The organism is Sphingopyxis sp. (assembly GCF_035686825.1).
In the GTDB taxonomy this organism is placed as follows: Bacteria; Pseudomonadota; Alphaproteobacteria; order Sphingomonadales; family Sphingomonadaceae; genus Sphingopyxis.
Genome location: NZ_DASRYZ010000004.1, coordinates 469,115 through 495,655, shown reverse-complemented (window position 1 = coordinate 495,655; position 26,541 = coordinate 469,115). Strand labels below are relative to the sequence as shown.

Genomic DNA, 26,541 nt, shown 5'->3' with positions numbered 1-26,541 from the left:
CATACGATTACTCATATGACCGGTCGTAAGAGCACTCGCTCCCGACGCTCCAACATCCTCGTTCATCACCGCTCCTCGCAAAGAGCGGCTATCAGCACCCCAGAGCAGCTTCCCGCAAGGCGGCCTTCAGGACACGGTTACAGATAAGGTGCGAGCCTACTCGTCACGCATGAACCGTCCCGGACATAAGCCAGCATGATCGCCGAACGGTGCGCCCATGCATATTCCCCGGCAACGAAACGTGCGATACCCTCTTTGCAGTATAGACCAACGCGCTTTGCGTTTGGATGATCGATGATCTTGCACTCGATGCAGAAAGGAAAATTGCGGTTGCCGACGGTGAATACGAGCGACAGATCGGGTCGACCTTCAATCTTGGCACCGTTATAACTCATTGATTCTCGGCCTCGATGCACTGAGTGAACCAGATCCTTCCAAAGCCTCTGCGTTTGGCAGAAATGATTGAGCCGTGGCTCGAGGAGGGCGTTTACCTCAGCCTCGTCACCGCTGAGCAAAGCCGGGGTTCCATTGGCGAGAAGCTCATGCCATGCCAGCGAGATCGTCTCGAGGATTATCTTCAAATGACGATCGTCGATCTGAACCAGAGGCAAACGCACACCGCTGGTTAACTCAGCTATATGGTTGGGGCGCGCCTGCTTAACTGCCATGTTATGCAGTGCGCCTGCCCGACAGAAAATCGACATTGGCCCAGATAATGCGCCGCGCCACGAGACGCGCTTGGCTAACCGACCAATAGCGCGCCTGATTAAGCCGGCCTACGAAAAGGCAATCCAATTGCTCATCCCAATACAGAAGTTCGCTTGCGGACATCGTGTCTGCCATATGCCGCATTGCTTCCATAAGTGGCCGATCGGCCAACGCCTTCCTCTCGCCGGCGCCGGCTGCGACCGCGATAAATTGCCAGGGCGACAATGGCGGCGCCTCCACAGCCGTGATAGTAAACTGGCGACCGAAATTCTCACCCCAAGGAGCTAGCTCAGCTTCCAACCGTTCGGAGAAAGCTGCTCGAGCAAGTGCGCCAACGGGCGCCTGAGCTGCGATTCGGTTTTTACCGAAGGGGAGCGCAAAGGCGAGTGTGTCGGAGATCACCTGTATGTCATCGGGTGTGAGATCGAACAGTGATCCCACCCACTCGTCGACTTTCTGCCAAACCTCAGGTGTTTCGGCGTCTGCGAGCTCAGCAAAAAGCGCGGTAGCGCATGCGCGATCCTCTGCCGTTAGCGTCTCGAAAGGCAGCAACGGAGCTTCTTGGATAACAAATTTCTCGACCGGGTCGCGTTCAACACCGAAGCCACCGCTTGTGATCAAGGCGTGCCAAAGCGCGATTTTGCTACTGATAATCAGGCAAAGATATTTGACTAAATCGGGGGCCGATTCCTGACGATGCGCGGTATAGCCGTAATAGCTTTGGTTGAATGTCAGGTCGTCTAGCGAAACGGCCGTCCTGATCCGCCCGTCTCTGGCATCGGGGGACTTTTTCACTAGCAGCATCGGCCCAGTATAGAGGCTCAGCGAGCGCCGCTGATCTAGGGTCAGGACCCATTGATTTGAGCAGGCCGCTGTGATTCAGGCTCACCGCGAGGAGCCTGAATGATGAGTGATTTGTATTGGCTGACGGACGAGCAGATGGCGCGTCTTCAGCCCTATTTTCCGAAGAGCCATGGCCGTGCGCGGGTTGATGACCGGCGCGTTCTGAGCGGTATCATCTTCGTCAATCGTAATGGGCTGAGGTGGCGGGATGCGCCGAGAGAATATGGCCCGGCAAAGACGCTCTACAATCGCTGGAAGCGGTGGAGCGACAAAGGCATCTTCATCCGCATGATGGAAGGCCTGGCGACACCTCAGGCTCCCGAACGCAAGACGATCATGATCGACGCGACCTATCTCAAAGCGCACCGCACGGCGTCCAGCCTTGGGGTAAAAAGGGGGGTCCGGGACGCCTGATCGGCCGCACGAAGGGCGGCATGAACACCAAGCTGCATGCTGTGACCGATGCGAATGGTCGTCCGATCAGCTTCTTCATGACCGCTGGGCAGGTCAGCGATTACACTGGCGCAGCCGCTTTGCTCGACAGTTTGCCCAAAGCGCAATGGATGCTGGCAGACCGAGGCTATGATGCCGACTGGTTCCGCGACGCCTTGCAGGAAAAGGGGATCACGCCCTGCATCCCGGGCCGAAAAATACGGAACAAGACCGTAAAATACGACAAGCGTCGCTACAAACGCCGCAACCGCATCGAGATCATGTTCGGTCGCCTCAAGGACTGGAGGCGGGTCGCTACGCGTTACGACAGATGCCCCAGAGCCTTCTTCTCCGCCATCGCTCTCGCCGCAACCGTCATCTTCTGGCTCTGATCAATGAGTCCTGACCCTAGACGTGGCATGCCCAGATCACGAAACAGTCGGAAGCTCGACGTGTCCAAGAGCACGCTACGAAACGCTTCGTGATCCAGAAAAGGCAAATCGAGCATTTTTTCCGCGGAATAGCCGGGCAGATCGTTTTCGAGGGGATTGGGCCTGCTACCTTCAAAGAGATTTCCGAAGCCTTTTCCGGCGCAGTTCGGTTGGTTGACGGTACCGCCATGCAGACCCTGCCAATACTCTCCAAATGTCGAAAATTGCGTCGCGGACAAGCGCTCGAAGATGTCAAGGTCGAGCCGCGTGCCCCGAAACAGGATTTTCAGTAGCTCGGGTCTTTGTCTTAGCTCGTCGATTGCGATGGTTTCGGTATCGGCCGGGTCAATCCTCCACCCTCCGCTGGCAGTAAGCGGGCCTTCTAGATGGGGGCTGACGTACCGAAAAGCGGAGCCCGCGGCGGAGCACCGATTGCGAGCAAAGAACAAGCAAAATGGCGCAGCCACTTTGGGCCAAACCTGCGATTGGCGAACCTCTGCGCCGTTCACCACACCGGTAATATCGATAGCCCGGCAGAGCGCCGCAAGCGCCTTGTCCATGCCTTCGCCACGTTGAAATAGCAGGCGGCCATGCAAGGCGAAGGCGATCTGTCCGTCCGGTTTCGCCCATTCCATTGCGCGCCAGACAAACGGCAAATCGAGCGCTTCGTTGGGAAGCGGCGCCGCGATCCGGTCGTTCAATCGTTCGCGGGCGATCTGAGCTGTTCTCTTGATGACCGATGGCCAGTCGGCGAGACCTGTTGCAGAAGACCAGGGCGGATTCCCGATCACCAGATCATATTGGCCAGCGTGCTCGGGGCCGACTTGGTCGCCCAGACTTCCGAGGCTGCCATCTGCTGCCTCGTCGCGCTGACCGAGTTCAAAAATGACGGTCTGACGAAGATCTCGGCTGAACTTGAGCTTCTCGACGGGCTTGGGTGCAGCATCGAGTTCGATCGAGATTAGATAAAGACCAAGTGCCGCGAAGCGCAGCGCGGAGTCATTGATATCAAATCCGCGGATTTGGTCGTAGAGAATCTGGCGGAGCGCCTTCGTGTCGGGCCTTTTGCCATCGTGCTGCCAACGCTCTTTTACGATTTGCCGAAACGCGGTGATCAAAAAAACTCCCGCCCCCGCCGCCGGGTCTAGTATTTTCGCCGTGTGCGCTACGCCTTCGCGCCGCAAGGTCGCGAACGTTGCATGAACCATAAGATCGGCGATGTGCCTCGGCGTATAGTAGCTGCCCTCCTTACGCTGCTTGTCCTTCTGGTGCCGGCCCAAGTAGCGCTCATAAGCTTGACTCAGTACCCCCACGGGGATGTGTGCAAAATCGAGCCTTGCCCAATCCTCCGCCCATTCGATCGGCAATTGCCCGTCCGGGGCCCGCCGCATGATGTTTCCAACGGTCTGGAACGCCGCTTCCGGAATGGATTGGATGCTGGCGTCCGACAGCGGCAGGAAATCACCGTTGAAAGTTTCATCAAGCCAGACCGACACCTTTGCCGCGCTTGCAGCGCTGTCAAAAAGGTGGTTGATTCCGCCATCGCAAGCTTGGCTAACAGTGTTGGGCAACAGCCCGCGATCAGCCAAGAAGCGCGTAAATAGCGCTCGCCCCACTAGCGAAATAGCGTCCCCGTCGTCGATTTTCAGAGCCACGAGGGCATCGAGCGCGGCCGTCAAAAGGTTCAAAATTACGTCGCTGATCCAGACCTGACGCGACGACGCATTCGGCCGTGTATTAGCGATGAATGGGATGACCATGCCGAGGTCGTCCAGCTCTTCGGAAATTGCCCGCGTTGCGTCGAAGGATTCATTGTCCAAGCCGACGCTGTGAAAGCTGAGCCTCCCCATCTGGAGCACCGCGATGTACGGAGCGTCGCCGCGCATTGCGACCAAGCGCCGGAGACGCGCCAATCCTTCCGGGTCACCCGTCACCGCGTCGCCATCGACAAGCATAAACAATGGCCCGCTCTGCCACTCGTACACGCCCATCAGTGCCGAAATTGGATCGGTCTTCCCTGTTGATCGTGCTGCTGACAGCGTGGCGTAAGGCAAGAGGTGAACTTGGTCATCCTCATCATCAAAGTTGAGGAAGCAGGCTGGATCCCCCCCGTGCTCCACTATGATATCCTTGAACGGGATCATTGGTTCAGCGCAGTAGACTGGGGCGGAATCGGGAATGAAGCACGGTTTTGCCGCTACCGTCGCTCATGGTGCCCCCTGAAAATTACGGCGACGCCCAGCCGCTGGTATTCAGATATCGCGAGCGGACTCTTCATGCAACCGCAATGATCTAAAACCGGCTAGCGCATCGGCAGAATGACTGCTTTGAAGCGCATCTCAATCGGTGATCGAACGACCGACTTGAGGCGCATTCCTGACCAAATTTCTTTGAAGCTCGACGTGTTGACGCTTGGCTTAGGAATCTGACGGAGCGACATGCATCTGGTGAGGTCGTTGTCTAATATGAATGGCGCCTACGCCAAATGTGTGCTCGGGCAATGGGGGCCTCAGGCTACCCAGACCAGCAGTTGCTCACCGAGTGTCGGCAAAGTCAGAGAAACACGAAATGGCTGGATCGGATTGCCGGTCCACATGATGAACTGACCACGGCCGGTGGTGCCGCGGCGCTGAATCGCTACGGCATAGGCGTGGTCGAACGAGGCGAGCCGCGCCCGCAGGGGTGACAGGGCGGTCATGGCTCACTCCGGCATGTGTGGGTAAGGGCGGAGGCGGACGCAAGGTCGCCAGCCTGGCTTGGTCCGAATGCTATGCAGCGGTGGGCTCGGTTTCGGAATCAGTGACTGCCAGAGCAATTCGAACCTTGGCGACATCGGCCTCCAGGGTGAGGGTTCGCCCCTCCGGGATCAGCCATTGGACATCGTCGCGGAAGGCCGTTCGTATCTGTTCGAGGAGTGCCTCGTCCTTTCCGAGGAGGAGCTTGTTCGCGAAGTTGCGTGCATCGCGGATGAAATCGTCATGCTGCCTGCCCCAGCTGTCGCTGTCGCAATCCTCGTCGTAAGCGAAAACCGCATCCTCGATCAGCTGCGCGAGCGCCTGGGGCGTGACGATTGCGCCTTCCCGGACAAAAACATGTGCTTCGTCGACATGGCTGCTCGCGTTCGCGCAGACGAGCATATCGACAGGAAGGCTCAGCATCGCGGCGGGTTCATCGAGCCCGGCGGAGCGAACTATCGGAACATCAAGGGTGATCGCCGTCACCCCGCCCGATTCAACATGCTCGAGCATCTGGTCATCGTCGGCATAGTGGAACAGTTGGCCCTGCCATTCGACTGCAAAGGGCAGGCCGGGGACGCGCGGAAGCACGTCGTACCATCGATAGCCGGAGAACTTGTCTTCAGCGAAGACTGGCCGGAAGCCGAGTGTCTCCTCGGTCAACACCTTCGCCGCGCATTGTTCGATATCGGCCTCGTGCCTGGGTATCAGGATCATCGGGACAGCTTCGACGCGCTCGTCCTCGACGAAGGCGTTGCCGTCCGCAGTTCGCGGACGCCATGCACAGAGCCATGGGCTGGCTTCGGGAAGGTCGACGCCAAGCGCAATCGCGCACTTCCAGTCTGTGAACGACAGGCGATGCTCGCCCTTGAGCGCGATGGACCGGTAAATGGCTGCTTGCACTTCAACCCGCAGATCGGCGAGTGCGGCATTCTCGACCATCTCCTTGCGCGCTGGCAAAACGAGCTGGAGCGAGGACGCGTCGACGATATCGATCCGGACCGTCCATTTCCGCCGTGCGTCAATTTCCCCGATGGCGGGCATTCGGCAGGGAACTTTGACGCCATGAAAATTGATGCGCGGGTCGCTCGCGATGTCATAGGAATCTCTGAAGATTCCGATCCGGCAGCCACGCCACTCCTCGATCCGGCAGGCGCCCTTGAGGAAATCCTCGCGCAGCAAGACCGCGCCCTGAGAACGGACTGGTATTGGAAAATGCTTCGCCGCGGCTTCGACCTTCGACAGGAGATTGGGCAACCATTCGACAGGCATGGCGATGATGATCTGCGTGCCTTTGCGGACCTCGCAGGCTTCGACCGTCAGTGGCTGTTCTCCCTGCCACCCATCTTCGGGGATCGTGATCGCCCATCCAGAATTGGCGGTTTTCGAAAAGGATCGAACGGTCACGCGCTTCCCGGCGAGACTGAACACCCCCATTCCGGCGGGGTCTTCCCGCCGTCCGATCTGGTCGCTCCAGCCAGAGAGGCCGAGCGTCACGAACGCGGCGGGATCATCGATGCCGGCGCCGTCGTCGGCAATGAAGAGGGCCGGCTTGCCTTCATGATCGCCGAGATCGACGTCGATCCGCTGCGAACCGGCACGGCGGGCATTCTGGAAAAGTTCGTTGAGAACGTCAGTGATCGTCCCGTTGAACAGGCGCGATACCTTGGTGATGAGTTGTTCGCCGACGAACGGGCGGATTTGAGCGGGAAGCGTCATGGAAATTCTCCGTTTGCACGGCAGCCTCATCGCCGCCGCACACTCGTGCCCCCTTTCCTCTCGGCCGATGGCGATCGGTCCCGAGCCTTTGCGTGGGCAGCTTGGGGTTCACGCGGCACGAAGTGCCTTCTCGGCCTCGGTTTCGACATAGATATGCCGCGCGCGTCCGCGACGCCGCTTTCGGATGCGCCCGTCGACATAGGCCTCAGCCCATCGCTCCGCCTCGGCGGAGCGCGCTCCGGCAGAGCATTCGTCCGCTTGCTCGAAGATCGTATAGGCGAGCGCATATTGCTCACGTTCCGGAAGCGCGAGCAGCGCCGAAGCGATCGGCAAGGTGCTTTCGTAGAATTCGAGGACGTGACGGCCGCCGCCATGGTGCATCAGTATCGCGAGCCGGCCCTTGCTACCGACGCCGGTCGGCCTCGCGATCATCACGTCGTGCGAAGCATAGGTCACGGCGCCAAAGCCATCGGGCTCTGCCGGATAGAAAACGCGGTCGTCACGATGGGGAAGCGGGTGCGCGAGAATATCGAACCTGTCGAAGTTCTCGACTTTCCGGATGTGATTATGTCCGATGACCGTCATCGAAGGACCTTTCTGCTGGAGTGAAGTATTCATGCGAAAGGCAGGCGCCCTGGGCAGTTCGTCGACGACGGCAATCAGGCAGCCCAGAGGCCGTCGCGCTGACGCAGACCGAGGTCGGTAGCTGTGAGACTTGCGAACTCGCGCTCGACGCGATCGAAGATGCCGGTGAGATCGTCGATATTGGACCAGACGCAGGCGTCGCCCGGATCAGGGTCGAGCTGGTAGACAATCGGTAACGAGTCCGCGGTCATCTCGGGGAAGAAGGTGCGAATGATCAGCCACTCGATCCGGCGTCCGACGGCCCCGACGCGGGAGGCAAGCGCGGCCCGCTCCACAGGGTGGGTCGCGAGTTAGCGCTCGGGCGCAATGATCGGAGCAATCCGAATGCAAGCGACGCGTCCGGCTATCCGGGGCGCGGTAACGGTGCCAGCCATCACACAGCGCTCCACCGGAACCCCCTCGACCGGAACCAACGCGCGATAGACATAATGGGGCAGCGCCCCCGCGATGCGGGAACGCGAAACGATAATGTCCATGGGATATCTCCTCAGGCGACCAGCCGCATCAGCGGCGTCCCGGGGTCGACGAGGTGCAGCTCGCGCCGGATGCGCGCGGCGAGGCGCTCAGGAACGAGCAGTTCGCCGACCGCGGCCCAGTGGTTGCGGTCGCCGCAATAGTCCTTCCGCCCGGCGACACGGCGGAACATCACCTCATGGCCGGATCCGATGCCAAGCCCGAGCTGGACATAGATTTCCTCACCATGAAGGATGATCTCGCCGCTGACCGCGATGCCGCCCTTGTTCGAGCGAAGGTCATAGCTGCCGTCCTCGATGCGAAGAGCCTCGGCAAGCCGCTTCAAGGCCTTGCGACCATCGCTATGGAAAAGCTTCTTTGCCTGCTCATCGTAACTGACGCCCCTATGCGCAAGCACGACGAGTGTGGATTTGCTGCGCATGTCGGCAATGCGGTCCATGCAGGCGCGCCGAAGCGCGGCGTCGTCGCCCCCCGCGGCGCCCGCAACGGCACCGAGATGCCGCGCGAGCAACAACACCGCCGGATCGGTTTCGTCGGGATTGCCGGCATTTCGGCAGTCCTTGATGGCTGCAATCAGCGCGTGGAGGCAGGCCGGCAGCGTCGAGAGTGCCGAAGGATCAAGCGCCTGCTGGAAGCGGAATGCGACATCGTAGGACATGGGACGGACTCCTTCGTCCGGACGCCTCTTGCGCCCGCCCCGGCCCTTCCCTCTCTCCTCCCACTTGGCGGGGCAATGGAAGCCAACCCAAGTACCCGCAGCTGCGGTGTCCCACATCCGTCGATCGATGGCGACGGGTAGGCAAGCGAGCGGGCGCCCCTCGGGACCGGGTTCGTGCGGTGCACGTCGTGGCGCTGCAATTCATCGTCGAGTGGAGAATTGACGCCACCGGCAGTCGTCAGAATGTGCTAGATTGCAGGTCTGCCCAAAATGCGTCCCGCGGAGAATGAAGATGCGAGAACTGGACGAGGAAGAACGCCATCTGTTGCGCGCGCTTGATGGTCCGCTCCCGACCGGCGATCTGATCGCGATGGTCAGGGATCTCGGCGAAATCCTGCGCAATCGCGGCCATGTGATCCAGGCCAACGTCGCGGAGCTTGCCGCCGATCGGCTGGAAACACTCGATGCGCGGGCGCAGGCTTAGCGAGAACAAGGCCAAACATACCAAGGACAGGCTTCACCAGTCATGTTTCGGTAACGCCTCGACGCTGCCGGCGTCGCAGTCGAACAGGATATGGTCGAAGCCATGTGCGCGAGCAAATTTCATCGCGGCGAGGAGGTCGGCTGGCAGCTTGGCCCGCGTCGGCTCATCCACGTCGCGCGCCGGTACAAACCATCCGTAAATGGTGCTCGCAACATTGATCGGCCGGTCGGCGGTTGCCGCTGCGCACCATTCATCAAGCATGCCCGCCGTCGCATTCGACAGATGGGCCGTGGTAACAACGCAATAGTGCCCGGTCTCGAGGCTGGATGTCTGCATGTTAGCGCTTGGCGGATTGATATGGACGCGGTCGGTCTTGAGATATTCGGTTGGATGATCTTCGAAATAGGTGGTCGCGATCATTTCATCGTCGAGTGTCGCCGGATCGCGCTCATCATCGATTTCGGACCACCATATCCGGCAATATTCCGCGACCTCCGCCATCAGCGCTTCCTGGGTCAGCGCGGCATAATGGTTGGTGCCATGTTTATGATCGATCGAGCCGATGTGGATGTCGAAGCCCCACGGAATCGCATTCTGTGCAAGATTGTCCCCGAACGCGGCGATATCCTCGATCACCGCGGTGCGGGCCGCGTCATCGAGGTCGGCCGGCGTTTCGATCGCGGCACGGGCACGCGCGAGCAATTGCGCGAAGGCGCGGATACTAATGTCGGACATGATATAATCCTGTTCGGCTATGACGTGGATATGTACCGGCACTCAGCGCACGGCGGCGCTCGGGGAGGCTGGATCGATCAGATGGCAGCCATTTGATCGATCGCGTCGATAACACGGCGAATATCCGCCGTAGCCATTTCCAGACGGCGCAGCGCTTCTTCGCGGCGATCACAGCCCTCGCTCGATGCAAGCTCGGCCAAAAGAAAGGCAAAGAGCGGATCGCCCACATTGCGAGCCTGCTCGGCGCTTTCAATGTGGGCAAAGTCACCTTCACTATATGCGGCGGTGCAAATTTGCTGGAATGGATTCAACATCGTCGGATCCTTTTCGGCTATGGTCAGGCAGCCAAGGCAAGAAAGGACACGCCGCGCGACCGGCATCGATCTCGCACAGTGATGACCTTCAAGGATAGATGATGCCTCTCGGCGCGCATCGATGACGGGCAAAGAAGGGGGCTCGGGTCGAAATTCGTCGCCCCGGTCGCCCGCGGCAGCTCCGTTCGCGCCATCACCGGGTCCGATCGACAATCATATCGGCGCGTCGGGCTCGTCCATCGGCCGCGCGGTTGCGGCGCGCGACAGGTCCGGTATGCGCGGGTCATTGTAGCGACATCGACAGCGCGTGGTGCTCCGCTCCCTCAGGTGTCGAAGCGTCGATCGTATAGACGACAGTCGCAAAGCAAGCATCGCCGCTGAAGAACTCGACATCGACCAGCCAGGGTGCGACGACAGCAGTCGAGACCGTACCCCGGCAATGCTTGTCGATGAGGTCGACGACGCTCGAACGCAGCCCGTCGACGTCGGGGTCGAAATCTTCCCACGTCACATTGTCGGGGCTTTCGTCGAGGAGATAGTTGGACAGGAGGTCCTGCATCGTATCGAGCAGGCGGTAACGCGCATCGGTCATGGCGGGTCTCCATGGAATGGGAAGCCGCCGGATCGAACGAACCGGCGGCTTCGGACGTCAGTGGGCGGTTTCGAGGAGCTTGCGGGCCTTGCTCTCGACTTCGAGGCGGCTGTCCTGGTTGGTCCTGGTGCGCGCGAAGGCCGTGATGCCCTGCACGAAATCATAGATCGTCTCTGGCGGGCGCCCCTCTTCATTGAGCACCGTTGCGACAATCTTCGCGGTTTCCGCCTTCGAGAAGCCGCGTTTGCGCAGGAACGTCTCGCGATCCTCGCCCTTGCGGGCGACGATGCGCTCGCGCGCGGTCTTGATGCCGCTCAGGAATGGCATCGGCGAGGACTCCGCGAAATGCTCGAGTGCCGGCGCTGCTTCATGGGCGAAGCGGTTGGCCGCGAATTTCGAGTGGCGAATCTTCACCTCCTCAAAATTCTCGACGCCCCAGAGGTTACGGTTCATGCACACGGCGCGGAGATAGAAGGTTGCCATGCCGAGCGTCTTTGCGCCGACCTCGGAGTTCCAGCAGTAGAAGCCGCGGAAGTAGAGGTCGGGGTCGCCATTGGGGAGCTTGCCCGCCTCGATCGGGTGCGTGTCGTCGACAAGGAAAATGAAGACGTCGCGGTCGGAGGCGTAGAGCGTCGTCGTGTCGCGCGTGACGTCGACATAGGGGTTATAGTGCATGTTCGACCAGTCGAGCACGCCGGGGACCTTCCACCGTGTCTGCCCGACGCCGTCGCCGGCGATCTTCATCACCGCCTCCACGAGCTCGTAATCCCAGATACGGCCGTATTCGGGTCCGGTCGCGGCGCGGAGTTCAGTCCGCCCATCTTCGGTTTGCAGCAGTTTCACCTGCTCGCCGCGGTGTGCGACGAGACCATGCTGAAGATTGATGCCGGCAAGCGCAGCCGGAAGCTCGCGAAGATAGGACGCGGGCGCGCCGACGAGGCTGCAAAGCTGTCCGAATGCCCAGTTCGTTGGAGCAACGGGCCGTTCTTCGTCGGGGACCATCAGCGAGAGACGCTCGGGGCTATCGCTCCGCGCCTCGACACGGATCGCCTTGCTGTCGACGACGCGCGTGGTAGCGCGGTCGGCGCGGGCGCGAACGACATCATAGAGATCGGTCAGCGAGAGGAAGCGCTCGTCATCGGGACGCGAGAACCATTCGGACGAAACGCGGCCGATGTTGCGGCCCCGGGAGATGTCGACGCGATAGGCGCTTCCGACCGAATGGTCAGCGGCGGGGACAAGACTGCTCATGGGAAATCTCCGACAAGAGTGGGACGTCGAGCCGGGCCGAAATCACGGACCGGCTCGCCCCGAACCCGCCCCCTTCCCTCCCCGCGGCCAGTCAGATCGCGCGGCGCGTCACAAGGTCGATGAGCCAGAATTTTTCGACGGCGCGGATATCGTCCACGGCAGCGTTCTCGATAGAGACGCCGCGGAGGTTGCGGTCGCGGATCCAGTTCCAGTCGCCGTCTTGAGCGATCGTCCGATTTGTGCCGAGACGGTTCGAATTGCACAGTCCGCAGACGGCCCAGATCGTGACTTCTTGGTATCGACAACCATCAGTGAGGCAAGGCCAAACGCGGTCAACTGAACGGCTTGCCATTCTCCAGGAAGGTGTAGCCGTTCGCGATGACGGCCTCGTCGATGGCCGGCTCGGACGTCAGATACTCGAATTCGCTTTCGAGGCGCCGATAGAGCCAGCGGGCAAGGTCGCGCATTGCTTCGACGATGGTATCTTCCGCGAGAGCAACAACGTGAATCCCGCGGCGCTCGACCGCGATTTCCATACAATACTCATGGTAATAGCGACCGCGGTGACGAATATCGGCGCTGAGCTGATAGAAGTGCTGGCGCTGGATGTTGCGAAGCGCGTCGGCGATCCGGTGAAGCCTAGCATCCTGCGGCGCATAGCCCCGGATCGCCTTCGATGATCCGGACCGATAGGCGTAGCTGCCGGCAAAGCAGGCGCCGTCTCCCTGGCTGGCGAAGCCCGTGAAGAAAATCTGCGGCTCTTCGCACTTCGTGCCTCCGACATGGGAAACAGGGTTGGTGCGAAGCGTGACGCCGAGGATATCACAGATCGCCTCGAAATCGCTGAAGACGAAGTCGTACCAGTCATGGTCGAAGGCGCCCTGGCGATACCACCGCCGCGCCTTGTCCTTGGCGGAATCATCGAGTTCGTCGAACTGGTAGACCGTGATGGGGATGATTTCGGGCAATGCGGAAAACCTTCCGATTAGCGACGCCGCAGTTCAATCGAACAGCGGCAGGCCCAGTTGAGGTGATGCGCGATCGAGGCCGCAAAACCCAAGCGGGCACGGGCCATATTTGCCCTCGCGATCGGCAAGGATGTCGCGCGTGGCGTGAAGCTCGACAAAGGGTCCGCTGTGCCCGCTCGGTCGGCGGCAGTCGGCACCGACAGCCGCCTTGCAGTCGGGGCAGACGACCTCGAGCACGGGATCGCGGGGCCAGGACTTTGCACAGCCCGGTTTCTGGCAGAAGGCTTCGCCTTTGACGATGTGCGCCATCACGCAGGCGCCGCGGTCTTGGCGAACCGCTCGTCGACCTCGCCGGGCGTGGCGACGAACACAGTCCAGTCGCCATAGTAGATGCCGTCATATTCGATATAATCGTTGAAGACGGTCAGGCGCCAATCGCAGAGCGGACCCGCGACGTTGGACAATCCCCGCGCGCGCCATTCGGTCATGACCGCAGGGAAGAAGCACTCCATCACGTCGGGCGCCGCCGCAAACTTGACGTCGCACATATAGGTCGTGTGCAGATAGGCGAGCGGGCCGATCACCGGCCCTTCGCTGCCCCAGTCTTCGAGATTCTCGTGGGGATCCTTGCGGCCGTGATAGAGATGCAGATAGAGTCCGGGCGCCTCCGGGACAGGCGAGGTCGCGTCGGGATATCCGGCGGTATCGTGCAGCTCGGCGACCTCGCGCGCCGCAATCCAGTCTCGATAGCCAAGGCGCGTGTCGTCGTTCGCGATCTGGTATTTCCAGTCCGCAAGCGGATGGCCCGGACGCTCAGCCCAGGCGTCGGAAGCCGAGTGAGGTGGATTGCCCGATACCAACGGCCCAAGCGCCGCCGATAAGGCTTCGCGCGTCGAGTGCATCTCGATGCGATCCGCGAAGATGGCGCACCAGCCGCCGCCAAACTCGCCCTCGCGAGGTTTGGAGCAGCTTTCCGACCATTCGAAACCGATTGGGCCGCGAAGAAGGGATTCGGCACAGCACCGATGGATCACCATCGCAACCGGGTCGGGTTGGAAGGATGGCGTGCCATGGATATGCGCGATCTGTCCGGCCCCGTCGATCGACACAGTTCCCGCCTCGATACGGGCACCGAAATCCGGAAAATCCGCATCGCAGAATATCGCGCAAAGGCCGCTCCACGGATCATCATCGTTTTCAGGAGGGAAGAATTCGAGGATTTTCGGGCTCGGTGCCGGTGGGACAATATCGCCCATCATGTCGCTCGCTGCCTCGAATATCTCCTTGAGCAGCGCCATTTCGCCATCGGTGCAGGTGAAGCTGAAGCTTGCCTCGAGATAATGTTCAGCCATCGTCATTCTCCTGGCCAGAGGACGGATTTGCGCGGGTTCCGATGGACAAGAGCGGAAGTGCGAAATCGCCCGCTTCGAACCAGGCGTTCGCCGCGGCGATCGAACCCAGGTCGTTCAACTCTCGCTGCGTCAGGACGATCCGGCCGAAATCATTGACCTCATAATATCGAGGCGCCCCATCGCCCGTGTGAACGGCGCGCTCGGGTCCGAATGCTCCGGAACATGCGTCCGAGCGCCGAACAAAGGCGATGCCGTGAGTGCGGCAGAAGGCTTCGACACATTCGAACTGACCGCCGACAAGCTCATAGGCGCAAACTTCGAGGATATGTCCGGCGGCGATATGCGAAAGCTCGATCGCATTTCCTTCCCAATCGGCTTTCCCGCCATCGCATTCGATAGCTTCGAGAAGTGCCGGTATCAGGTCGCCAGAAATCGTGCCCCCGATCTGGATCATGGCGGATGCCCGGTCTGCCATGGGAACCTCCATCTTCTTGGTGGTCGGCAGACCATTCCGCCGCCACGCCCCGCGCCACCCCCTTCCCTCCTCCGGCGAATTGCTTTCGCGGTGCGAGCATTGAAGCGCGCCAGCTCCGCGTTCGACGAGCCAAGATCAGCAAGTCAGCCCTCGTCGAGATGCTCGAATATGGTGCCGTCGATCGGCAAGGTCGCGAGCGGCATGCTCGCCGGGCAGCTATCACGGGCATCGCGGCGTGGAAGCCTCGACAAACTGCCGATTGACCAGCCGATAGCTGCGTCTCCCACGGAGAGGTTCGACTTCACTGTGGAGGCCCGGCGATGACGGAGCTCAAGATCTCATCGGCCTTCCCCGCCGGGAGGAAGAGCCGGGTCTTATATGCAATCACCTCGCTGAACGCGCCGCGCGCCTTCAGCCATTCGCGATCCTGAGGTCGGAAATCCCGGATCTCGAGCCGGCGGCTGTCGTTGACCATGGCGGACACGAGCCGCGCGCCGTGCAGCCCCGGGATGAGGGCGCCATCGCCATGCCGGGCGGCCTGCATCAGTTCGTCAGGTGTGAGCATGATCGAGGAGGTGAGGCCGAAAGCGGATTCCAGCTTCTCGATCGCCCCGGGCATCACGATACGGCCAAGGATCGACGTTCCCGCCGCATCGTCGATCCGCCAGACACGAACATCATCCTGCGGCAGCTTGTTCCAGACGGGGAGAAGTAGGCCGGTTGCGACACTGATCGTCTCGATATCGACCTTGTCGAGCGCTTCGGTAACTTCGGCCGCCCAGAAGCTCTGGAAGCTCTCGCGGTCGATCTCCGCCCAATGCGTATGCCCGAGCCCGGCAAGCTGGATGCGGTTCGACCCTGTCGGCCGGACAAGCTCCATCATCTTGACGGGCCTCCCGTCCTCATCGGTAATCGACCAAGATGGAACACAAAGGGCGACGCGTCCCGAACGACTGTTGCGGAGATACTGGACGTCCGACGAACCGCCCCAGATCTTGTAGAGGCGCGCCCAGCCCGTGACACGCGGCTTGAGGTGAAGCTCGAGGCGGAGCAGCCGCGTTTCGGCGCCGGAGACCGGGTCTTTCCTGAGAACCTGCTCCGAGAGCTGGACGATACGCTCGGCCCGGATCGCCTCGACGCCAAGATCGAGCGTCCCTGCTTCGCGGGCAGCATCGACGCGGGCCTGGATGAGCCCCATATATTCCTCGAAGATAGCATCCTGGGTCGCGATACGAAGCGCGAGGATGCGGTTCAGCCAGCGCTGGATCGGCGGCAGCTTGTCGAGCAGCGTACCATTGTCGTCCACGAGCTTCAGGCCGGTGATGATCTGGAACTGCTCGAGACCGACACTCGCAAGCTTACCCGCATGGAGCAGATGATACCATTGCGTGAGCGCTTCGCGAGCATAGCTGCTTTCCAGATTATCGGCCGGATCGAACAGATTCTGGCCGCCGGTCTGTCGTTGGCCGCGCGTCAGCGCGCCGAGCGTATCGAGGCGGCGCGCGATGGTGCTGATGAAGCGGCGTTCGCCCTTGCAGTCGGTCGTGACGGGGCGGAACACCGGCGGCTTCCACTGGTAGGTGCGATGCGTGCGACCGAGACCCTGGATCGCGATGTCGGCGCGCCAGCCCGGCTCGAGCAGGAAGTGGATGCGCCGCTTGTTCGCGGTCGGACAATCGAGGTCGGCGTGATAAGAGCGCCCGGTGCCGCCCGCTTCCGAGAAGACGAGGATCGGCTTGCGTCCCGACATGAAGGCGTCGGTCTCGGCGATATTGGAACTGGCGCTGCGGCGCTCGAGCTTCTGCCGCCCCTGCCCGTCAAGGACAACGCGGCGCGTCCGGCCCGTGACCTCGGCGACCTTGTCGGTCCCGAAATGCGCGATCAGGAAGTCGAGCGCGGCCGGGACCGGCGGCATAGAACAGAGGCTTTCGACCAGATTGTCGCGCGCTTCGATGGCTTCCTGGCAAAAAACCGCGTTGCCATTGCCATCATGCATCGGTTCGGAGCGCATCGCTCCGTCGGATGAGCGAAAGCCGCGCATCTGACGCGTCGGGAAGGCCGTCTTCAGATAATCGATCAGCGTATCGAGCGGCGAGACATCGATCGCAAGGTTGGCGCGCTCGTCCGGCGACAGGTCCGCAAGCCGGCGTTCGAGGATCGCCTCGGCCGTGCTTGTCAGCTGCACGACGGCGACATGGCCCGCGGCCAGTTCCTCCTCGATCGCGCGAACGACCGTCGGCATCTTCATCGAGATCAGCACCTGCGAGAAGAAGCGCTGTTTCGCACTCTCGAACCGGCTGAGTGCCGAACCCTTGGCCATGGCGTTCATCGTCTCGCCCGACATGCGGTCGACGATGTTCGACGCCTTCAGCACCTCGCCCAAGTTCTGGTGAACGATCGCCCATGCGTCGGCATAGGCGTCGTAGATTTCGATCTGGTCGGGGGTGAGCTGGTGTTCGAGCGGGTCATATTCGACGCCAGCGAAGCTCAGCGCGCGCGCCGTATAGAGACCCATGGACTTGAGGTCGCGGGCGACGATCTCCATCGCGGCGATGCCGCCGTCTGTCATCGCTGCGAGGAATGCGTCGCGGTTGGCAAAGGCCGTGCCGGGGCCCCAGAGGCCGAGCCGCGACGCATAGCTCAGATTCTCCGGCTTGGTGGCGCCGGTCGCCGATTCATAGACGACGCGCGCGCGCGGGAGGGCGTTTTGCAGGCGAACTCCGGCAAGACCCTGTTCGGAGCCCTTGGCCTGACGGTATTCGTCCTTGGTGCCTGCGGCATTGCCCATCGAATGGGATTCGTCGAACAGGATCACGCCTTCGAAATCGGCGCCGGTCCACTGGAGGATCTGCTGGAGGCGCGAGCATTGGTCGTGGCGCTGCGAGCGCAGGGTCGCATAGGCGAGGAAGAGGATGCCGCTCGCCATACCGATCGGCTGCCCAAGCGGAAACGCGTCGAGCGGCTGAATGTCGATCGGAAGGCCGCCGAGCGCGGTCCAGTCGCGGCGGGCATCTTCAAGGAGCGTCGCGCCCCTCGAAATCCAGAGAGCGCGGCGGTTACCGCAGTTCCATTGGTCGCGGATGATGGCGGCGCCTTCGCGACCCTTGCCGACGCCCGTGCCGTCGCCGATGAAGAAGCCCATGCGATAAGCGTGCCCGTCGGCATCCTCGCGGAGTTGGTCGCCCGCCTCGTTGGGCACGAACCGGCCCGGCAGGTCGCGCGAAAAGGCGTCACCCGCATAGATGATCGCTTCGAGCTGGGCGTCGGACAGCGCGCTGCGTGCTCGGTTCTGGAAGAGTGGCCGATACCTGGGAATCGGCGGCAGCACCGACGCCATTGCGAGCGATTCAACCAGATTGTCGGGATGGGACGTAGCGTCCGGAATATCGATACGGGCGAGCCGCCATGGGGCGTAGATGCCGACCGGGTCGCCGACCGGCAGCGGCGCATCGCGAACCGAATAGGCCAGCGGCTCGGCCGGATCGTCCTTCGCAGCGATCCGCGACGGCGCGATGATCTTGGGAGTGGCAAGGCCCGAAAAGAGCGGCGCCGATGCGGCTTTGAGCGCCCATCGCATGGGGATGACAGCCGGAGAGGCCGGTGGCGGTTCGTCGGTCGGATCAAGGCGCGGCGGGAGCGCGAGAACGATCGGCAGCGCCGCCTCGATTGTATCGACCGTGTGGCGTTCGGTTACGCCGACCCAACCTTTGTCGAATACGATCAACCGGACCGCGATGCCGGTGCCATGCTTGGCGTAGGGGCGACCGAGGATCGTGATTTCCACGCGTGGACGCGCGATCTCGGCAACCGAGACATAGCCGCGGGCACCGCTGCCGTCATGCGCGAAGGCCGGCGACATGATCGCGACGCAGCGTCCGCCGTCGGCGAGGCGGAGGAGCGCGGAGCGCAGGTGACGGGCGCCCGCGTGGCGGTCCTCGCCCCGGCCTTCGCTGCGACTGAAAGGCGGATTGATCAGAACGACCGTCGGCAGCACCTCGGGAGGCAAATGGTCGTTGATGAACTCGGCATCGTGGGTGGTGACGTCGCTGTCGGTAACGAGGGCGAGCAGCGCGGCGCGGCAGGGATCGCGTTCGTTGAGCGTCACGGCGGCGCCGGCGGCGACCGCGCGCGCCGCGAGCATGCCGGTGCCCGCCGACGGTTCGAGCACATGGTCGTCGGCCGTAACCGCCGCAGCACGGGCCGCGAGCCAGCCCAGCGCGGTCGGCGTGCTGAACTGCTGCATCTCGACCTGATGCTCGCTGCGATAGGTTTGGGTCGGCAGCGCCTTCTCGAACGCGAGAATGGCCGAGAAGTCATCCTCGGGCGGGCTGTCGGGGCTATGGCCGTCACCGAGCGACAGCATGTCTGCAGCCTGGGCCGCTTCGAGTGCGTCATAGGCATCGCGCATCGACCAGTGTCCGTCGGCATCGGAGCCGCCGAACGCCTCGGACATGAGCCCCTTGAGGAGCGAACGCGTCACCGATTGCGGCGCGGCGAGCCGGGTTTGCAGAGCCCGTGCGACGCCGTGAAGACGTTCGGCCTTTTCCCGGGCGCCAGAATCCGGGGTGTCGGCGATGCTGAAAAGCGGAAGGGTCATGGAAGCTCTCCTGAACTGGCTCCGGGGCACCTGCCCCCGCCGCACACAGCCCTCCCCCTCTCCTCCAGAGTGGAAGGCGGCATGAAAAAAGGGGCCGCGACGCGTGGTCACGGCCCCTATCGAGGTCGGCTCCGCCGGATCAGGCCGCGTCGGCGATCACTTCGTCCTCGTCGCCATCATCGACCGGCTCTTCGTCCGTCGGCGTCTCGGCGGCGCCGGTGGTTTCGGCATCGTCGTTCTCCGGCTCGGCGACGGGATGCTCGAAGCGCATGGAGTCGGGGAGCCAGGCGAGTGCCTTTTCCTTGACGTCCGCCTCGACGATGATGTTGCCCGCGAAGAGCTGCTCGGCCGAGGAAGCGAGGAGGTCCTTCTTCGAGGCGCCGTAGCGCTGGCCGAGTTCGCTGCCGCCGATTTCCGCGAACAGGTCGAGGATCGACGTCTTGGTGAGCCGCTTGAAATAGTTGTTCGCGGTCGGACGCCACCACGCGGCGACGTCGATACCGAGCTTGCTACCGAGATGGTCAACGAACTCGCTGCCGGTCGTCCTGCCGGGCACAGCATGAATAGTGCGGGCGATCGCCCAGCCGAGCCATGCCGCGCGCGCCTCCTCGCTGAGCGCGCAAAAGGCATCATAGCGACCGGTGACGCCCACATCGGTATCGATCCAGCTCCGGTCGAGTCCGGCATCGAGCTTCGCCCACTCCTCGGCCGCCGCCGTGCCGCTCTCGAACCCGATGACCCGCGACGGCGCCGCATCGGCCCTCAGTTCGCTTGCCAGATCGCTCGCCCCATAGCGCCGCTGCGCCGCATCGACCATCACGAAGGTGCCGAGATCGAGCGCGAACCGCGGGTCGCTCGCGACATGGACACGGAGCAGTTCCGCCTTCATCGTCGCGAGTTCGTCGGCGAGCCGCTGGCTGATCCCCGGCTTCGCAGAGACCGCACCGTCGATGTTGCCGACACCGTCCTCGTAGACATCCTCGTCCACGGGCTCGGGCGTCATATAGACCTGCTGATGGACGCGCGGCTGGCCATCCTCGCCGATGACGACGAACGCGACGGCCAACGCCTTCTGCTCGTCGGTCAGGACCGGGGGCCGATTCTGGATGTCGCGGAGTTCGCATTCGAGATCGCGATAACGCTGCTCGTCGTCATCGGTGATGCCGTCGTCGCTTTCGCTCGCGGCTTCCGCGATCTTGTTCATCTCGGCCTCGATTTCGTCGCAGCGCGCTTCGTCCTCCGCCGTCGGCGGGGGAACTTCACCGCGGACCGGGCGAAGGCCATCGAGCTCGGTGAACGAGACACGCATCGTCGGCACGGCGCGAATTTCGGCGAAGCCCTCGCGTTCACGGATCGCCTCGGCTTCGACCGCGAGTTTCTCGTCCACCAGGCGATCGAGAATGTCGCCGTCAATCCAGGTTTCGGAGGCGCTGTCGGAGAAGAGGTCGGAATCGATCCGCCCGCCCGCTTCGACATAGGCCTCGCGGCCGACGAGCAACGCCTTGGGATCGCCGCCGCGATAGCAGCCGGTGGCGAGCTCGCGCCGGATCGTATAGACATCGTCCTTGTAGTAGCTGTCCTTATACTGCTCGAACACACGGGCCTGGCGAACCGTATCCGACGTGCTGCCATAGGCCTTGGCAACCTCGAGCGTGATTTCACACTTGCGCAGTGCCTCGAAGATTGTTTCGTGGAGATCGGCGAGCCGTACACGTCCGAGGACGAAGCGCTCGGTCTTGCCGAAGCGCGCGGCGACTTGTCCCGGCGTCTTGCCTTCCTTCTCGATCATGTTCTTGAATGCGGTGCATTCATCGGCGGCGGTCATCGGCAGTTTCTGGTTTTCAGCGAGGCTGAGTTCGATGGCATTCTTCGCGTCCGGCATCACCATGACCGGGACGCAGAAGTCGTCCGGAAGCTGGCCTTTTTCGATCAGAGCATGGACGCGCCCGAGACGCCGGCCGCCGCCGAAGATACTGTAGCTGTCCTTCTTGCGCTTGATCGCGGTGCCAATCAGGTTCTGGAGCACGAAGCCGGCCTCGCCGATCATCGCCTCCAGTTCGGCGTCGGCGTCGGGATCGCTCTCGGTCCGGACGTTGAGCGGCGAAGCGACGCAGTTGCGCGCCAACGCATATACGATGGGATAAGTCATAGTCAGTCTCCCGGCGGCAGCAACCTGAACATTCAGGCCACTTGGCGCCGCCAGTCGCCCTCCCCCTTCCCTCCTTCCCGGAGCACGTCGTTCCAGTCGTTGCGACCGTTCCATGGCCAGATCGTGTCGATGCGCCGTCCAGGCATCGCGTGGGCCTTCTCGGCAAGCGGTACAGCGATGCGCCCGGCATAGTCATTGTCGGGCAGCAGTATGAGGCGGGACACGCATTTCGGGATGCCGATATGGGGGAAGCGTTCGTTTCCGAGAGCTGCCCAGACGGGAATGCCAAGTAGAACCATTGCGGAGATCGCGGTTTCGACGCCTTCGGCGATGCCCAGCGTGTCGTTGGCCGGCGTGAGACGAACCGCACCGGCGGATGGATGAGCCAGCAGGCGTCGGGGCCGGCGGAGGTCCCGCGAACGGCGTCCCAGCCTGTCCAGAAAAGTCCGCTGGACAGCGAGCAAACCGGAATCGTCGGTGACGGCGGCGAGCATTGCAGGACGGAACGTGGCCATCTTGCCCTTGCCGAGAGGCGTTTGGTCGCAGAAGCGCAAGCAATCCGGCGCGATGTCGATGGACCGATTTCGCAGGTAAGTCTCTGCGATCGTCCCCGGTATCGGGCGTCCGTTTCTCCACAAATCGCGGGCGCGCTGCTGCAGCCATCGACCGAGTTGGAGATTCTGAGGAATACCCTCGCCCTTGGCGGCAATAGCATTCGGATCGAGCCGCCGAATGGCGCGCAGCACGTCGCCCGTGTCGCACCCGGCAAAGCATTTGAACAAGAGTCGGGTATCACCGACGCGAACCGAGAGGCTCGGTGATCGATCGTCGTGAGCGGGACAGCGGCACATCCCTGAGGATCGATGCCAGCTACCACCAAGTCGGTGGACGAGATCCGAACCGGCGGCTTCCAGACGAGAGATTTCGGAATAAGAAATGGGGGAAGGCATCGCGTAACCCTGTCATTACATAATACCACACCCTCCAACTCCCCTACCCATCCCTTCAACGACCTGATTCTCAGCTGGCCCGCGAGACGATGGCTGGACGCACGACCGCCCGCTTTTCGTGGCGGGAGCGAACTGTTCACGAGGAAAAGGGACCCGTTACGGCTTCTCGCCTCCCGCCGCCGAAACGAAATCGCGCCGATCCGGCCAAGAGGAGGGGCTCTCCGGTGCCTGGAAGCGGCAGTGCCGTTCCCCGGTCGTTGAAGGAGCGACGGCATCGCGGCAAATTGCTTATGGAGAAACCGGCGACGGAAGGGGCCGCCGCTCAGCCAATTCCTCGAGCGAGCAACGAATTATGTCGGACCCCACCCCGAAACAGATTGATGCGATTGTCATCGAGCCGCTTACGGTGCGAATATCCGCCGCAGTCCAACTCACCGGTATCAGCCGGTCGAGGATTTATGAGCTGATCGAGGCCGGCGACCTTGAAACCGTCAAGGTCGGCCGGTCCACGTTGATCCCCTACAGGAGCTTGAAGGCCCTGACCGGCTGTTAGCCAGCTCAACCCGTGGCATTGCCGAAGTCTGGCCGGAGAATCTGTGCTCCTTCGCGGAGCTTGTCGAGATAATCGGACCAATGCTGCATCATGCGGACGCGCTCTTCCCAATATTCGCCGCGGGTGTAAATCCGGCGGGTGGCGTTGGCATCGAGATGAGCCATCTGCCTCTCGATTGCGTCGGGATGCCACATGCCCATCTGGTTGAGCAGCGTCGCGGCCGTTGAACGGAACCCATGGGCCGTCATCTCATCGCGGCTGTATCCGAGCCGGCGCAGCGCGGCGCTGACGGTATTTTCCGACATGCACCGACGCGGCGTCCGTAAAGAGGGGAACAGGTAGCGCCCATCCCCTGTGAGGGCATGCAATTCCTGCAGCAGCGTGCGAACTTGCCGGGAAAGCGGAACACAATGCGGACGGCGCATTTTCATCTTTTCAGCCGGGATCGACCAAACATTCTCCTCGGAATCGATCTCCGCCCATTCCGCCTGGCGCAGTTCCCCCGGCCTTACAAAAAGATGCGGCGTCAATCGAAGCGCGATCGCCGTGAGCTCATGGCCGGTGTACCCGTCGATTGCACGCAGCAGCGCGCCAGTCTCTTTCCGGTTTGTAATTGCTGCATGGTGCTTCACCTTTGGCGTGGTTAGCGCCCCGCGAAGGTCTGCTGCGAGATCGCGGTCGGCCCGCGCGGTAGCGATGGCGTAACGGAATACCCTGCTGATCACGCTGCGCATGCGCCGGGCGCTCTCATATCGTCCTGTTGCTTCAACCTTGCGGAGCACCGCCAGGATTTCTTGCGGTGTAAGCTTCGATATCGGACGGCTGCCGATCATCGGATTGGCGATGTCGAGCAACCAGCTGATCTTGCGCAGCGTCGCCGGCGCGCGTTCCTCCCGCTCGTTCTTCGCCTTCCATTCTGCCGCGATCGCCTTGAACGTATTGTCCTCGGCGATCTTCTGCGTGAGGCGCGCAACCTTCTTTTCCGCGGCGGGGTCAACGCCGGCCACGATTTTCTTGCGCGCGGCGTCGCGCAGTTCGCGTGCATCGGAAAGTCCGACCTCCGGCCATGAGCCAAAATAGAGAGTCTTTTGTCGATCGAGGTGACGATAGTTCATTCGCCAGACTTTTGCCCCGGTCGGCCTCACCACGAGGTACAGGGCGTCGGCGTCAGCCAATTTATAGGCCTTTTCCCCGGGTTTAGCGTTCGAAATCTGGATGTGAGTCAGCGTCATGATGGTTTCACCTTCAGGGGGCTGCCCGGAACCATCAAAAACACCATCAAAGCTGATGGTATGCTGATGGTTCCGGCTGGATGAGCCCGGATTCCATTCAGCGATTCTCTCTGAAAAAATGCTGTAAAACCAGCCGCTTGCTGGACTTTCCCGGACGTTGCCGGAAAAGTCAATGGTGCCCAGAAGAGGACTCGAACCTCCACGACCTTGCGATCGCCAGCACCTGAAGCTGGTGCGTCTACCAATTCCGCCATCTGGGCACGGGGTAGGAGCGGGCGCTTAGCGGCGCGGCCGACGGCTTGTCAACCGCGTCGCGGCGGCTGGCGTGCATTTTATCGCAAAGAGATCGGTTTTGCGTCATATTGCCGCCTCGCCCCTTGCTCCCCTTCCCGCTTCGCGGCATGGGGAGGCCCGTCGGCGCGCCTCGCGCCCTCCAAGAGAATCGATACAGGCGGACACACATGCGGAAATTCGACGCGCAATTGATCACGGTATTGGGCGGCGGCGGCTTCCTCGGCCGCTATGTCGTGCAGCGGCTGCTTGCACGCGGCGCCCGCGTCCGCATCGCCCAGCGCGAACCGCGTGCCGCGACCTTCCTCAAACCGCTCGGCGGTCTCGGCCAGACGCAGTTCGTGGCGAGCGACGTCCGCGACCCCGCGAGCGTGGCGCGTGCGGTGCAGGGCAGCGATGCGGTGATCAATCTCACCGGCGCCTTCGCCGACATGCAAGCCGTGCAGGCCGATGGCGCGGGCCATGTCGCGGCGGCGGCGAAGGCGGCGGGCGCCGGCGCGCTCGTCCATGTCTCGGCAATCGGCGCCGACCCCGAAAGCGCCTCAGCCTATGGCCGCAGCAAGGGCGACGGCGAAGCCGCGGTGCGCGCGGCCTTTGCTGGTGCCGCGATACTGCGACCGTCGATCCTGTTCGGCCGCGAGGATCATTTCATCAACCGTTTCGCCACGATGATGCGCATGGCGCCCGTCGTTCCGGTGATCGCACCCGATGCGAAATTCCAGCCCGCCTATGTCGGCGACGTCGCCGATGCGGTGGTCGCGGCGCTCGGCAGCGATGCCGCGGGCAAGACCTATGAGCTGGGCGGGCCGCAGGTGCTGACGATGGGCGAATTGCTTCGCTGGATCGCCGATGCGACCGGACGTTCGCCGCTGTTCGTCGATGTCCCCGATGTCGTCGCATCGGCGCTCGCAAGCGGCTTCGGCTGGGCACCCGGCGCGCCGATCACCAAGGATCAGTGGCTGATGCTCCAGCGCGACAATGTCGTCGCCGAAGGTGCCGAAGGTTTCGCGCAGCTTGGCGTCGTGCCGGCCTCGCTCGCCTCGGTCGCCGACGGCTGGTTGGTCCAGTATCGCCGCCACGGCCGCTTTGCCGAGCTTGCCTCGCGATAATGGGTATCTGGCTGACCGCAATCATCCTCGGCATCGTCGAGGGTCTGACCGAATTTTTGCCCGTCTCCTCGACCGGGCACCTGATTCTTGCGACGGAACTTCTCGGCTATGATGCCGCGCGCTGGGCGATCTTCAACATCGCGATCCAGCCCGGCGCGATTCTCGCGATCGTTGTGCTGTACCGGAAGCTGTTCTGGGAGATGTTCACCGGCTTCTTCCGCCGCGATCCGGTCGCCATCGCCTTTGTGCGCAACCTGCTGCTCGCCTTCTTCCCGGCGGTCGTCCTCGGGCTCGCGTTCGGCGACTATATCGAGCTGATGCTCGAAAATGCCGTCATAGTTGCCTGGGCGCTCGTCATCGGCGGCTTTGCGATCCTGCTCGTCGAGCGGTTCGCGAAGACGCGCGATGTCGGCGGGGTCGCGAATGTGTCGGCGCGCCAGTCGATCCTCGTCGGGCTGGTCCAGTGCATCGCGATGATCCCCGGGGTCAGCCGATCGGGCGCGACGATCCTCGGCGCGATGTCGTTCGGGGTCGACCGCAAGACCGCGGCCGAGTTCAGCTTCTTCCTCGCGCTTCCGACGCTGACCGGCGCGACCGTACTCCAGCTGTTCAAGCATCGCGACGCGATCACCACCAACGACCTCGGCCTGATCGCGGTCGGCGCGTTCGTCTCTTTCATCGTCGCCTGGGCGGTGATCAAGGCCTTCCTCGCGGTTGTCACCCGCTATGGTTTCGCGCCGTTCGCCTGGTACCGAATCATCGTCGGCGTCGCGGCGCTGATCTGGCTCGGCATGAGATAGGTCCGAAACGATACTAATCGACGAAAGATAATTGCGCGAACCTA

The 26,541-nt window shown here is 62.2% G+C and carries 28 protein-coding genes and 1 tRNA gene; 5 read left to right on the top strand and 24 right to left on the bottom strand.

Features of this window, described 5'->3' with window-relative positions; genetic code table 11:
- Positions 1 to 137 precede the first annotated feature (137 nt).
- Together VFG17_RS11130 and VFG17_RS11125 are read right to left on the bottom strand one after the other, a co-directional pair.
- A complete protein-coding gene (locus tag VFG17_RS11130) occupies positions 138 to 668 on the bottom strand; it encodes a hypothetical protein (RefSeq protein WP_325029530.1) in 531 nt (176 codons plus the stop codon).
- Position 669: 1 nt separating this feature from the next.
- The gene (locus tag VFG17_RS11125) at positions 670 to 1,503 is read right to left on the bottom strand and encodes a hypothetical protein (RefSeq protein ID WP_325029529.1); all 834 of its coding nucleotides are present in this window, start codon (positions 1,501 to 1,503) and stop codon (positions 670 to 672) included.
- Between the two features lie 111 nt (positions 1,504 to 1,614).
- On the opposite strand from VFG17_RS11125, the gene VFG17_RS11120 reads away from it, so the two are divergent.
- Positions 1,615 to 2,375, top strand: a protein-coding gene (locus tag VFG17_RS11120; protein ID WP_325029545.1) for an IS5 family transposase whose coding sequence is annotated in 2 segments (ribosomal slippage) — positions 1,615 to 1,939 and positions 1,939 to 2,375 — 762 coding nt in all. Because the reading frame shifts where the segments join, the coding sequence is not laid out codon by codon here.
- Here VFG17_RS11120 and VFG17_RS11115 read toward each other — a convergent pair.
- The 7 genes from VFG17_RS11115 to VFG17_RS11085 form a co-directional block, all read right to left on the bottom strand.
- On the bottom strand, positions 2,306 to 4,558 hold the full coding sequence (locus tag VFG17_RS11115) for an HsdM family class I SAM-dependent methyltransferase (protein ID WP_325029528.1): 2,253 nt from the start codon (positions 4,556 to 4,558) through the stop codon (positions 2,306 to 2,308). The genes VFG17_RS11120 and VFG17_RS11115 overlap by 70 nt on opposite strands.
- A 365-nt stretch (positions 4,559 to 4,923) precedes the next feature.
- Complete coding sequence (locus tag VFG17_RS11110) at positions 4,924 to 5,112, bottom strand: hypothetical protein (protein ID WP_325029527.1); 189 nt, start codon at positions 5,110 to 5,112, stop codon at positions 4,924 to 4,926.
- Between the two features lie 70 nt (positions 5,113 to 5,182).
- Positions 5,183 to 6,868 (bottom strand): ATP-binding protein, encoded by a 1,686-nt coding sequence (locus tag VFG17_RS11105; RefSeq protein ID WP_325029526.1) that lies wholly within the window; start codon positions 6,866 to 6,868, stop codon positions 5,183 to 5,185.
- Positions 6,869 to 6,976: 108 nt separating this feature from the next.
- Complete coding sequence (locus VFG17_RS11100) at positions 6,977 to 7,453, bottom strand: hypothetical protein (protein ID WP_325029525.1); 477 nt, start codon at positions 7,451 to 7,453, stop codon at positions 6,977 to 6,979.
- Positions 7,454 to 7,527: 74 nt separating this feature from the next.
- Positions 7,528 to 7,788, bottom strand: a complete 261-nt coding sequence (locus VFG17_RS11095) for a hypothetical protein (RefSeq protein ID WP_325029524.1) — start codon at positions 7,786 to 7,788, stop codon at positions 7,528 to 7,530.
- Positions 7,789 to 7,803: 15 nt separating this feature from the next.
- Complete coding sequence (locus tag VFG17_RS11090; RefSeq protein WP_325029523.1) at positions 7,804 to 7,989, bottom strand: hypothetical protein; 186 nt, start codon at positions 7,987 to 7,989, stop codon at positions 7,804 to 7,806.
- Between the two features lie 11 nt (positions 7,990 to 8,000).
- Complete coding sequence (locus VFG17_RS11085) at positions 8,001 to 8,645, bottom strand: hypothetical protein (protein WP_325029522.1); 645 nt, start codon at positions 8,643 to 8,645, stop codon at positions 8,001 to 8,003.
- Positions 8,646 to 8,937: 292 nt separating this feature from the next.
- On the opposite strand from VFG17_RS11085, the gene VFG17_RS11080 reads away from it, so the two are divergent.
- Positions 8,938 to 9,129: a hypothetical protein gene (locus VFG17_RS11080; protein ID WP_325029521.1), complete on the top strand. Its 192-nt coding sequence runs from the start codon at positions 8,938 to 8,940 to the stop codon at positions 9,127 to 9,129.
- Between the two features lie 33 nt (positions 9,130 to 9,162).
- On the opposite strand, the gene VFG17_RS11075 is transcribed toward VFG17_RS11080, so the two are convergent.
- From VFG17_RS11075 to VFG17_RS11015, 13 genes are all read right to left on the bottom strand, one after another.
- Positions 9,163 to 9,864 carry a hypothetical protein gene (locus VFG17_RS11075; protein ID WP_325029520.1) on the bottom strand — a complete coding sequence of 234 codons (702 nt, stop codon included), beginning with the start codon at positions 9,862 to 9,864 and terminating at the stop codon, positions 9,163 to 9,165.
- A 77-nt stretch (positions 9,865 to 9,941) separates the two neighbouring features.
- Positions 9,942 to 10,178, bottom strand: a complete 237-nt coding sequence (locus VFG17_RS11070; RefSeq protein WP_325029519.1) for a hypothetical protein — start codon at positions 10,176 to 10,178, stop codon at positions 9,942 to 9,944.
- Positions 10,179 to 10,461: 283 nt separating this feature from the next.
- Positions 10,462 to 10,770: a hypothetical protein gene (locus tag VFG17_RS11065; RefSeq protein ID WP_325029518.1), complete on the bottom strand. Its 309-nt coding sequence runs from the start codon at positions 10,768 to 10,770 to the stop codon at positions 10,462 to 10,464.
- A gap of 57 nt (positions 10,771 to 10,827) precedes the next feature.
- Positions 10,828 to 12,021, bottom strand: a complete 1,194-nt coding sequence (locus VFG17_RS11060) for a DUF932 domain-containing protein (RefSeq protein WP_325029517.1) — start codon at positions 12,019 to 12,021, stop codon at positions 10,828 to 10,830.
- A gap of 91 nt (positions 12,022 to 12,112) precedes the next feature.
- On the bottom strand, positions 12,113 to 12,373 hold the full coding sequence (locus VFG17_RS11055) for a hypothetical protein (protein WP_325029516.1): 261 nt from the start codon (positions 12,371 to 12,373) through the stop codon (positions 12,113 to 12,115).
- Positions 12,354 to 12,989, bottom strand: coding sequence for an antitoxin of toxin-antitoxin stability system (locus VFG17_RS11050; protein WP_325029515.1), 636 nt, complete (start codon positions 12,987 to 12,989; stop codon positions 12,354 to 12,356). The genes VFG17_RS11055 and VFG17_RS11050 overlap by 20 nt, the downstream gene beginning before the upstream one ends.
- Before the next feature lie 33 nt (positions 12,990 to 13,022).
- Positions 13,023 to 13,298, bottom strand: a complete 276-nt coding sequence (locus VFG17_RS11045; protein ID WP_325029514.1) for a zinc finger domain-containing protein — start codon at positions 13,296 to 13,298, stop codon at positions 13,023 to 13,025.
- Complete coding sequence (locus VFG17_RS11040) at positions 13,298 to 14,341, bottom strand: hypothetical protein (protein ID WP_325029513.1); 1,044 nt, start codon at positions 14,339 to 14,341, stop codon at positions 13,298 to 13,300. The genes VFG17_RS11045 and VFG17_RS11040 overlap by 1 nt, the downstream gene beginning before the upstream one ends.
- Positions 14,334 to 14,816 (bottom strand): hypothetical protein, encoded by a 483-nt coding sequence (locus VFG17_RS11035; RefSeq protein WP_325029512.1) that lies wholly within the window; start codon positions 14,814 to 14,816, stop codon positions 14,334 to 14,336. Before VFG17_RS11035 ends, VFG17_RS11040 begins: the two co-directional genes overlap by 8 nt.
- A gap of 143 nt (positions 14,817 to 14,959) precedes the next feature.
- Positions 14,960 to 15,103 carry a hypothetical protein gene (locus VFG17_RS11030; RefSeq protein WP_325029511.1) on the bottom strand — a complete coding sequence of 48 codons (144 nt, stop codon included), beginning with the start codon at positions 15,101 to 15,103 and terminating at the stop codon, positions 14,960 to 14,962.
- 14 nt (positions 15,104 to 15,117) lie between these two features.
- On the bottom strand, positions 15,118 to 19,413 hold the full coding sequence (locus tag VFG17_RS11025) for a strawberry notch family protein (protein WP_325029510.1): 4,296 nt from the start codon (positions 19,411 to 19,413) through the stop codon (positions 15,118 to 15,120).
- 139 nt (positions 19,414 to 19,552) lie between these two features.
- A complete protein-coding gene (locus VFG17_RS11020) occupies positions 19,553 to 21,562 on the bottom strand; it encodes a chromosome partitioning protein ParB (protein ID WP_325029509.1) in 2,010 nt (669 codons plus the stop codon).
- A 32-nt stretch (positions 21,563 to 21,594) separates the two neighbouring features.
- Complete coding sequence (locus VFG17_RS11015; protein WP_325029508.1) at positions 21,595 to 22,344, bottom strand: DUF7146 domain-containing protein; 750 nt, start codon at positions 22,342 to 22,344, stop codon at positions 21,595 to 21,597.
- A gap of 520 nt (positions 22,345 to 22,864) precedes the next feature.
- Here VFG17_RS11015 and VFG17_RS11010 point away from each other — a divergent pair.
- A complete protein-coding gene (locus VFG17_RS11010; protein ID WP_325029507.1) occupies positions 22,865 to 23,065 on the top strand; it encodes a helix-turn-helix domain-containing protein in 201 nt (66 codons plus the stop codon).
- 5 nt (positions 23,066 to 23,070) lie between these two features.
- Here the strand turns inward: VFG17_RS11010 and VFG17_RS11005 are convergent, their stop codons facing one another.
- Complete coding sequence (locus VFG17_RS11005) at positions 23,071 to 24,297, bottom strand: tyrosine-type recombinase/integrase (protein WP_325029506.1); 1,227 nt, start codon at positions 24,295 to 24,297, stop codon at positions 23,071 to 23,073.
- A 173-nt stretch (positions 24,298 to 24,470) separates the two neighbouring features.
- Positions 24,471 to 24,557 (bottom strand) — tRNA-Leu (locus VFG17_RS11000).
- A gap of 201 nt (positions 24,558 to 24,758) precedes the next feature.
- Here VFG17_RS11000 and VFG17_RS10995 point away from each other — a divergent pair.
- Positions 24,759 to 25,697, top strand: coding sequence for a complex I NDUFA9 subunit family protein (locus VFG17_RS10995; protein ID WP_325029505.1), 939 nt, complete (start codon positions 24,759 to 24,761; stop codon positions 25,695 to 25,697).
- Positions 25,697 to 26,497: an undecaprenyl-diphosphate phosphatase gene (locus VFG17_RS10990; RefSeq protein ID WP_325029504.1), complete on the top strand. Its 801-nt coding sequence runs from the start codon at positions 25,697 to 25,699 to the stop codon at positions 26,495 to 26,497. Before VFG17_RS10995 ends, VFG17_RS10990 begins: the two co-directional genes overlap by 1 nt.
- Positions 26,498 to 26,541 lie beyond the last annotated feature (44 nt).